The organism is Achromobacter agilis (genome assembly GCF_900496965.1).
GTDB classification, from domain to species: domain Bacteria; phylum Pseudomonadota; class Gammaproteobacteria; order Burkholderiales; family Burkholderiaceae_B; genus Achromobacter; species Achromobacter agilis.
Genome location: NZ_UFQB01000032.1, coordinates 59986 through 69614, shown reverse-complemented (window position 1 = coordinate 69614; position 9629 = coordinate 59986). Strand labels below are relative to the sequence as shown.

Below are 9629 nucleotides of genomic sequence, written 5' to 3'. Positions count from 1 at the left end.
CTGCCGTTCCGTCCGGGCCTGGTGGGCGGCCACTGCATTGGCGTGGATCCGTACTACCTGACCCACAAGGCGCAATCCATCGGCTACCACCCCGAGATCATTCTTGCGGGCCGCCGCCTGAACGACTCGATGGGCGGCTACGTGGTGTCGCAGCTGGTCAAGGCGATGACGAAGCGCCGCATCCATGTGCAGGGCGCGCGCGTCCTGGTGATGGGCCTGGCCTTCAAGGAAAATTGCCCCGACCTGCGCAACACGCGCATCGTGGACATCGTGCGCGAGCTGGGCGACTACAACGTAGACGTGGACGTCTACGATCCGTGGGTCGAGCCCGAAGAGGCCCAGCACGAATACGGCCTGACCCCTGTGGCCAAGCCCGAGGAAGGCAAGTACGACGCCGTGATCCTGGCCGTGGCGCACAATCAGTTCAAGGCGATGGGCGCGGAAGGCATCCGCAAACTGGGCAAGGCGGATCACATCCTGTATGACCTGAAGTACGTGCTGTCGCCCGCCGAGTCCGATCTGCGCCTGTAAGGAAGACTATGACTACGCGTTTTGAAACCATCAAGCAGGAACTGTCGGCGGCTCCCCGCAAGTGGCTGGTGACCGGCTGCGCCGGCTTCATCGGCTCGAACCTGCTGGAGACCCTGCTGAAACTGGGCCAGACCGTCACAGGCCTGGACAATTTCGCCACCGGCCACCAGCGCAACCTGGACGAAGTCCGCGGTTCGGTCACGCCCGAGGAATGGACGCGCTTTTCCTTCATCGAAGGCGACATCCGCGACCTGGAAGCCTGCCGCCGCGCCGTGCAGGGTGCCGACTTCGTGCTGCATCAGGCGGCGCTGGGCTCGGTGCCGCGCTCGCTGAAGGACCCGATCACCACCAACGAGGTGAATATCGGCGGGTTCCTGAACATGCTGGTCGCGGCGCGCGATGCCGAAGTGAAGTCTTTCGTGTATGCGGCCTCCAGCTCCACCTACGGCGACCATCCCGCGCTGCCCAAGGTCGAAGAGAACATCGGCAAGCCCCTGTCGCCGTACGCGGTGACCAAGTACGTCAACGAGCTGTACGCGGACGTGTTCGCGCGCGCCTATGGCTTCGAGACCGTGGGCCTGCGGTATTTCAACGTGTTCGGCAAGCGGCAGGATCCCAACGGCGCCTACGCGGCGGTGATTCCCAAGTGGACCGCCGCGATGATCCAGGGCGAAGACGTCACCATCAACGGCGACGGCGAGACCAGCCGCGACTTCTGCTTCGTGGAAAACGCGGTGCAGGCCAATATCCTGGCGGCCATGGCGCCGGCGGAAGGCCGCAATCAGGTCTACAACGTGGCGGTAAGCGGCCGCAGCACCCTGAACCAGCTGTTCGGCTTCCTGGCCCAGGCGCTGGGCAAGCAGGGCGTGCCTTACGCGAAGCAGCCGGTCTATGCCGACTTCCGCCCGGGCGACGTGCGCCATTCACAGGCGGACGTCAGCAAGGCGGGCCGGTTGCTGGGCTACGCCCCGACGCACACCGTGCTGGAGGGCTTGGAAGTGGCCATGCCCTGGTACACGCAATTCCTGCGTTGATTTGAAAGCACTCGTCAGAAAACTCGGCAGCATCCACCCGGACCATCAGCGCATTTTCAAGGGCGCGTTCCGGGTGGCCGTGTTCCTGTTGTTGGGCAAGGCCGCCGGCGCCATCAAAGAGATGGCGGTGGCGTACCGCTACGGCGTCAGCGACGCCGTGGACGCCTACCAATTCACGATGACGATGGCCACCTGGCTGCCCGTGACGATCGTGGGCGTGCTGTCGGTGGTCCTGATCCCGGTGCTGGTGCGGTTGCGCCGCGCCGACGAAGCCGAAAGAGGCCTGTTCATCCGCGAGCTGCAGGGCTGGGTCGCCGCGGCGGGCGTCGCGCTGGCGCTGCTGACGTGGCTCGCCTGGCCGCAAGTGCTCGGCATGCTGGGCAAAGGCCTGTCGGAACGCGTGGGCGGCATGACCGGCGAGCTGCTCGTGGCGTTCGCGCCCGTGTCCGCCCTGTTGCTCATCGCCGGCATCAGCGCCGCGCGCTTGCGCGCGCAGGAGCGGCATGTCAACACCTTGCTGGACAGTGTGCCCGCCGTGGCGACGCTGGCCTGGGTCATGCTGGCGGCCAGCGCCGACGGCGTGGGGCCGCTGCTCTGGGGCACGCTGGTGGGCTATGCCATCCAGACCGTGTGGCTCGCATGGCTGGCCGCGCGCGCCGACGGCGGGTTCTGGGGCGCGCCGCGCCTGTCGCTGCGCTCGCCGCACTGGCCCGAATTGATGAGCGCCGCTGGCGTGATGCTGATCGGCCAGGTGGCCATGAGCTTCGTCGGCCCGCTAGACCAGTACGCCGCCGCCAACCTGGGCGCGAATGCCAACGCCACGCTGGGCTACGCCAGCAGGCTGCTGTCCTTGCTGTTGGGCATCGGCGCCGTGTCGGTGGGCCGCGCGGCATTGCCCGTGCTGGCGGACGTGCAGGCGCGCGGCGATACCGGCCGCGCGCGCGCCATGGCCTTGAAATGGTCCATGTTGATGCTGGCCGCTGGGGGCGCCGCGGTGGCGGTGGGCTGGGTGCTGGCGCCCTGGGGCGTGTCGGTGCTGTTCCAGCGCGGCGCCTTCACGGCCGAAAATACCCAGGCCGTGGCGCACGTGCTGCGCTGGGGGTTGCTGCAGCTGCCGTTCTATTTCGGCGTGCTGATCCTGGTGCAGCTGCTGGCGAGCCAGAACCGCTACCGCATCATGGCCATCATCGCGGTGGGCAACTTCGCGCTGAAGGCGGCGCTGAATATCGTCCTGGCGCCCCGGATGGGGGCGGCCGGCATCATGCTGGCGACCAGTTGCATGTATGTGCTGTCTTTCGCCTGCTACCTGGCGGTGGCAATGCGCAAGGCCGAACCCAAAGAGGCAGACTGAATGTCCCCGACCGACGCTGGCCGGCCCTTGCGTGTCTTGCTGTTCATCCACTCGCTGCATGGCGGCGGCGCCGAACGGGTCGCGGCCGACCTGAGCGCGCACTGGGCCGAGATGGGCCGCGACGTCATGGTGGTAACGCAGGAGAGCGCCGAGGGCGACGTCTATGCGCTGCATCCCAACGTACGGCGCGAGGTGCTGCACACGGCGGGCGAGGGCGGCGGCCTGCGCGGCATCTGGAGCAACGTGCAGCGCGTGCGCGCGCTGCGCCGCGTGGTCCGGTCGTTCCGGCCCGATATCGTGCTGGGCATGATGACGACGGCCTCCGTGCTGTCTGTCCTGGCCTGCGCGGGCCTGTCCTGCCGGGTAATCGCAACGGAACACACGCATCCGCCCTCGCAGACCCTGTCGGGCTTCTGGCAGCGCCTGCGGCGCCTGACCTATCCGCGCGCGGCGCGCGTCGTGGCCCTGACCCGCGGCACCGCGGACTGGCTGGGCCAGCATGTGCCGGGCTGCCGGCTGGCCGTCATCCCCAACCCGGTGCACTTTCCCCTGCCGCGCGCCGAACCCATCCTGACCCCGGTTGCCGGGGACGGCCGCAAGCGCCTGCTGGCGGTGGGGCGCCTGCACGCGGACAAGGGGTTCGACCTCCTGATCCAGGCCTACGCGCAACTTGCGCCATCGCATCCCGACTGGGACTTGGTTATCCTGGGCGAGGGCGATGAGCGGCGCGCGCTCGAGGCGCAGGTGCGGAATGCCGGGCTGGCGTCGCGCGTTTTCATGCCGGGGCGCGCGGGCAATGTCGGCGACTGGTACGAAAGCGCCGACCTGTATGTGCTGACCTCGCGCTTCGAAGGCCTGTCCAATACCTTGCTCGAATCCATGGCCAGCGGCCTGGCCGCGGTCTCTTTCGATTGCGACACCGGCCCGCGTGAGATTGTGCGGGAAGGGGTAGACGGCGTGCTGGTCCGGCCCAACGGCGACGTATCCGCGCTGGGCAAGGCGCTGGACGCCGTCATGAGCGACGCCGAGGACCGCCGCCGCATGGCGCAGGCGGCAACCGCCGTGCGCGACCGCTTTTCGGCCGCGAGCGTGCTGCAGAAATGGCAAGAACTTTTTGACGGCGTGCGCGCCCAGGGCCGATAGGGCCTGTACGCGCGTCGCGCCGTTGCTACGGTGACCACGAGAAAATCATCATGTGCGGAATAGTCGGTATCTGGGGCCCCATCGGGAACAAGGCGCAAGTGCTGGCGGAAAGCTGCCGGCGCATCCGCCATCGCGGGCCCGACAGCAACGGCTTCTGGGAAGATCCCGGCGCCGAGCTGGCGCTGGCGCACGTCCGCCTGGCGATCCTGGACCTGACCGAAGCGGGCCACCAGCCCATGACCTCTGCTTGCGGCCGCTACGTCATGGTCTTCAACGGCGAGATCTACAACCACCTGGATATCCGCAAGCAGCTCGAGCAATCGGCGCTGGCGCCGTCCTGGCGCGGGCATTCGGATACCGAGACCCTGCTGGCGGGGTTCTCGTCGCTGGGCATCGAGGCCACGCTGCAGGCGGCCGTGGGCATGTTCGCCATCGCGCTCTGGGACCGCGCATCGCGCAAACTGGTGCTGGCGCGCGACCGCATGGGCGAAAAGCCGCTGTATTACGGCTATTCGGGCGCCGAACTCGTCTTTGCCTCGGAGCTCAAGGGCCTGATGCCCATTCCCGGTTTTGGCCGCGAACTGAACCGCAACGCGCTGGCGTCGTTCATGCGGCACAACTACATTCCGGCGCCGCAATCGATCTACGAAGGCATCGCCAAGCTGCCGCCGGGCACCTGGGTCGAGTTCACGGCCGACGATGCCCGCAGCCGCCGCATGCCGGAGCCGCGCGTGTACTGGTCGGCCCGTGAGGCCGCCGATACCGCCGCGAGCTCGCCGCTGTCGTTCGAGACGGACGCGCAGGCCGCGGATGCGCTGGAAGGCGTGCTGTCCAAGGCAGTGGGCGGCCAGATGCTGGCCGACGTGAGCCTGGGCGCGTTCCTGTCCGGAGGCATCGACTCGTCGACCATCGTCGCCCTGATGCAGGCGCAGAGCTCACAGCCCGTGCGCACCTTCGCCATCGGCTTCCATGAGAAGGGCTACGACGAGGCGCAGCACGCCAAGGCCGTGGCCGCGCACCTGGGCACCGACCACACCGAACTGTACGTCACGGCGGAAGACGCCCTGGCCGTGGTGCCCAAGCTGGCGGACATGTACGACGAGCCGTTCGCGGATTCGTCGCAGATCCCGACCTCCCTCGTTACGCACATGGCGCGCCAGCATGTCACGGTGGCGCTGTCCGGCGACGGCGGCGACGAGCTCTTCGGCGGCTATTCGCGCTATTTCCGCGTGAACAAGTGGTGGCAGCAGTGCGAACGGGTGCCCGCTTTGGTCCGCAAGCCAACGGGCGCCCTGCTCAGCGCATCGGCCCTCCTGCCCGGACGCGGCGCCTGGCGCGGCAAGGTCGGCAAACTGGGCGAGCTCCTGCGCACCGATACGCGCGGCGAGTTCTACCGCCATTTCGTGTCGTACTGGGCCGATCCGTCGAGCGTGGTGAAGGGGGGCGTGGAACCCGTCTCGGCGTTCGCGCAAGCCATGCAGGGATCCACCTTCGAATCCATGATGAAGCTCGATACGGTGACCTACCTGCCGGACGATATCCTGGTCAAGGTAGACCGCGCCGCCATGGCGGTCAGCCTGGAGACGCGCGTGCCGCTGATCGATCATCGCGTGTACGAATTCGCCTGGAGCCTGCCGCACCGCTACAAGGTGCGCGGCGACACGGGCAAATGGCTGCTGCGCCAGGTGCTGTATCGCCACGTGCCGCAAACGCTGGTGGACCGGCCCAAGCGCGGCTTCGCCGTGCCGCTGGCCGCCTGGCTGCGCGGCCCCTTGCGGGAGTGGGCCGACACGCTGCTGGATCCGGCGCGCCTGCGCCAGGAAGGCTGGTTCGAGCCCGAGCCCATCCTGCGCAAATGGCGCGAGCATACCTCGGGCCATCGCAACTGGGACAGCCATCTTTGGGGCGTGCTGATGATGCAGGCCTGGCTGGACCGCTATCGCAACGGCAAGGACCAGGGAGGAACGGTTGGGAGCCTTTGACGAATGAAAATACTGATGCTGGTCAGTTCCATGCATGCGGGCGGCGCCGAGCGTGTCGCGGCGACGCTGGTCAACGCATGGGCCGAGCGCGGAAATGCCGTCACGCTGACGCCGACCTACTCGTCGAAGGGAACCTGCTTTTATCCGCTCTCGGACAAGGTGGAGCTGGCGTGGCTGGCTGACCTGGCCGGCACGCGCGCCTCGGGCGCGATGGCCGCGTTCAAGCGCCTGCTGGTGCTGCGCAAGCATGTCCGCGATACGCGGCCGGACGTCGTGGTGTCGTTCCTGACCAACGTCAACGTGGCCGCCATCCTGGCCACGCGAGGCCTGGGGATTCCGCTTATCGTCTGCGAGCGCACGAACCCGGTGGCCGAGACCACCACGGGCACGGTGTGGCGCAAGCTGCGCCGCCTGCTGTATCCGCGCGCCGACATGGTGACGGTGCAGGCGGAGGACACCGCCGGTCCGTTCTCGCGCCAGGTGCCCGGCATCAAGCGCCTGGCCGTCATTCCCAATCCCTTGCCCGCGCCTTTGCTGGACGCGCCGCGTGTGCGGCAGCGCGAAGACGGCCCCCGCGAACTGCTCGCGATGGGGCGGCTTGTTACCGACAAGCAGTTCGACCTGCTGATCGACGTGTTCGCGCAGCTGGCGCCCGACTTCCCCGACTGGAACCTGCGCATCTGGGGCGAGGGCCCCGAACGCGGCGCGCTGGAGCAGCAGGTCGCGCGCCTGGGGCTGCAATCGCGGATCAGTCTGCCCGGCCGCACCGAAGCGCCCTGGGATGAACTGGCGCGCGGCCAGGCCTTCGTGCTGAGTTCGCTGGTGGAAGGCTTTCCCAATGTGCTGCTGGAAGCCATGTCGCTGGGCCTGCCCTGCGTGGCGTTCGACTGCCCCAGCGGCCCGCGCGAAATGACGCGAGACGGGGAAGACGCATTGCTCGTGCCCGCCGGCAACCGCCAGGCCCTGCGCGACGCTCTGCACCGCCTGATGGGCGACATCGTCCTGCGCGAGCAGCTCGGCATGCGCGGCGCGGCGGCCGTTCGGCATCGCTACGCGCTGGACAGCGTGTTGGCGGAATGGGACGAGCTCTTCGAAGCTGTGAGGGAGGGGCAATGAGTGCCCGGACGCTGCGGGTCCTGCATGTCATCACCGGCCTGGGGCAGGGCGGCGCGGAATCCGTGCTGTTCCGCCTGGCCACGTATCCGGACGCGGGCGTCGAACATGTCGTGGTGTCCCTGACCGACGAGGGCATCTATGGCGAGCGCCTGCGCGCGGCCGGCGTGGCCGTGCATGCGCTGGGCATGAAGCGCGGGCGGGTCAGCCTGGGAGGCTTCATGGCCTTGCGCGCGCTGATCGCCCGGACGCGTCCGGACGCGGTGCAGACCTGGATGTACCACGCCGACCTGATCGGCGGCCTGGCGGCCCGGCTGGCGGGCGTGCGGGCCATCGCCTGGGGCATCCGCAATTCGGGCGAGCATCTCGAGCGCAGCAGCCGCTCGGCGCGCCTGGTGCTGCGCGCCTGCGCCTTGCTGTCGGGCCGCGTGCCCAAGGCCATCGTGTGCGCCGCGCAGAAGGCGGCGCAGCGTCATGCCGACAAGGGCTACCGGCGCGATCGGCTGGTGGTGATATCCAATGGCTATGATCTGTCGCGCTACGCGCCCGACGGAGAATCCGGCGCGCGCGCGCGCGTGCAATGGGGGCTGACGGGGGATGTGCCGGTGATCGGCTGCGTGGCCCGCTGGGACCCGCTCAAAGACCACGCCAACCTGCTGCGCGCCGTCGCCGCGCTGGTGCGGGACGGCCGTGACGCCGGCCTGCGCTGTGTGCTGATCGGCCGGGACATGACGGCGGGCAATCCCGAACTGGGCGCCATGATCGACCGGCTCGGCCTGCGCGAGCGCGTGGTCCTGGCCGGCCCTAGCGACGACGTGCCCGCCGCGATGAACGGACTGGACCTGCACGTGCTGTCCAGTTGCGCAGAAGGTTTTCCCAATGTGGTCGCCGAGGCCATGGCTTGCGGCGTCTATTGCGTCGTGACGGATGTCGGGGACGCGGCCTACATCGTGGGCGATGCCGGCGTCGTGGTGCCGCCCGAGCAGGCGGAAGCGCTGGCGCGCGGCATCGAAACCGGCCTGCGCGAGGTGGCCGCGCGCGGCCGCGAGCGTGCCGGCGCGCCCGGGCGTGCCCGGGTGCTGGAGCATTTCGATCTTGCGCGCATGGTGCAGGGCTATATCGCCGTATGGCGCCGGATTTCAGGAGTGCAAGCATGAGCGCCGGCAGCCGCCTTCTGTTTGTCGTCAACAACCCGGCATTTTTTATGTCGCATCGCGTGCCGGTGGCGCTGGCGGCGCAACGGGCAGGCTACGACGTACACGTCGCCACCATGGACGGGCCTGCCGTCGCCGACATCGAGGCGCTGGGGATGACGCACCACGTCATCCCCATGACGCGCAGCGGCAAGCACCCTTTGCAGGAACTGGGCACGCTGATCGCCCTGGTGCGCCTGTTCCGCCGCTTGCGGCCGCAAATCGTGCACCTGGTCACGATCAAGCCCGTGCTGTACGGCGGCATTGCCGCGCGCCTGGCCCGCGTGCCAGGCATGGTCGCGGCGATTTCCGGACTGGGTTTCGTCTTCCTGTCCAATTCGCTCAAGATGCGGATGGTGCGCGCGGTCGTGGCGCGCCTGTACCGGCTGGCGCTGGGCCATCCGAATAGCCGCGTGATCTTCCAGAACGCGAACGATCGCGATTTGCTCAAATCGCTGGGCGCGGTGCGCGACGAGCAGGTCGTGATGATCCGCGGCGCGGGCGTGGATCTGGATGCGTATCGGGCCTTGCCCGAGCCGCCGGCGCCGCCGGTCGTCGCCACGATGGTGGCGCGCCTGCTGCGCGACAAGGGCGTGCAGGAGTTCGTGCAGGCAGCCCGGCTGCTGCGCGAGCGCGGCGTGCCGGTGACGATGCAGCTGGTCGGCGGCGTGGACGCCGGCAATCCCGCGTCGGCAACCCAGGAAGACGTGGACGCATGGCAGCGCGAAGGCTGCGTCCGCGCGCTGGGCGAACGTTCGGACGTGGCCGAGCTGTACGCGGCCTCGCACATCGCCGTGTTGCCATCCTATCGGGAAGGCCTGCCCAAATCCCTGATCGAAGCCGCCGCCTGCGGGCGGGCGGTCGTGACCACCGACGTGCCGGGCTGCCGCGATGCCATCGAACCCGGCGAGACCGGCGTGCTGGTGCCGGTGCGGGATGCGCAGGGGCTGGCCGACGCCATCGCCCGCCTGGCCGAAGATGCGCCGCTGCGGCAGGCCATGGGCGCGGCGGGCAGGGCGCTGGCCGAACGCGAGTTCGATATTGAACGCGTCGCGCGGGTTCATGTGGGGGTGTATGAGAGCCTTATCCACCCTCCGAGTGTCTGACACCCTTACGAGACGGCCCTTCAGATTTGATCCCGTGCGACCGGGTGTCTGACACCGGCTGACTTTGAGGCGCCGTCCAGATTCAAGCGCTGTTCAGATACGGTCGGTGTCAGACACCCGGAAACATCGCCTCAAGCTTGCCGGCGGTCTCGCAAGGGTGTCAGACACTCGAAGGA

At 68.4% G+C, this 9629-nt stretch carries 8 protein-coding genes; all 8 read left to right on the top strand.

Going from position 1 to position 9629, the window contains the following annotated elements; genetic code table 11:
• Positions 1 to 531: UDP binding domain-containing protein (locus AGI3411_RS27045; protein ID WP_279638361.1), on the top strand; the 531-nt coding region annotated here is incomplete at its 5' end.
• 8 nt (positions 532 to 539) lie between these two features.
• Positions 540 to 1565 carry an SDR family oxidoreductase gene (locus AGI3411_RS27040; RefSeq protein WP_129530397.1) on the top strand — a complete coding sequence of 342 codons (1026 nt, stop codon included), beginning with the start codon at positions 540 to 542 and terminating at the stop codon, positions 1563 to 1565.
• Between the two features lies 1 nt (position 1566).
• Positions 1567 to 2916, top strand: a complete 1350-nt coding sequence (murJ, locus tag AGI3411_RS27035) for a murein biosynthesis integral membrane protein MurJ (RefSeq protein ID WP_129530396.1) — start codon at positions 1567 to 1569, stop codon at positions 2914 to 2916.
• Complete coding sequence (locus AGI3411_RS27030) at positions 2917 to 4059, top strand: glycosyltransferase family 4 protein (protein ID WP_129530395.1); 1143 nt, start codon at positions 2917 to 2919, stop codon at positions 4057 to 4059. It begins immediately after the preceding gene.
• A gap of 50 nt (positions 4060 to 4109) precedes the next feature.
• Positions 4110 to 6041, top strand: a complete 1932-nt coding sequence (gene asnB / locus AGI3411_RS27025; protein WP_129530394.1) for an asparagine synthase (glutamine-hydrolyzing) — start codon at positions 4110 to 4112, stop codon at positions 6039 to 6041.
• 3 nt (positions 6042 to 6044) lie between these two features.
• Positions 6045 to 7157: a glycosyltransferase family 4 protein gene (locus AGI3411_RS27020; RefSeq protein WP_129530393.1), complete on the top strand. Its 1113-nt coding sequence runs from the start codon at positions 6045 to 6047 to the stop codon at positions 7155 to 7157.
• Positions 7154 to 8311, top strand: a complete 1158-nt coding sequence (locus tag AGI3411_RS27015) for a glycosyltransferase family 4 protein (RefSeq protein ID WP_165359286.1) — start codon at positions 7154 to 7156, stop codon at positions 8309 to 8311. Before AGI3411_RS27020 ends, AGI3411_RS27015 begins: the two co-directional genes overlap by 4 nt.
• A complete protein-coding gene (locus AGI3411_RS27010; protein ID WP_129530392.1) occupies positions 8308 to 9453 on the top strand; it encodes a glycosyltransferase family 4 protein in 1146 nt (381 codons plus the stop codon). The genes AGI3411_RS27015 and AGI3411_RS27010 overlap by 4 nt, the downstream gene beginning before the upstream one ends.
• Positions 9454 to 9629: the final 176 nt, after the last annotated feature.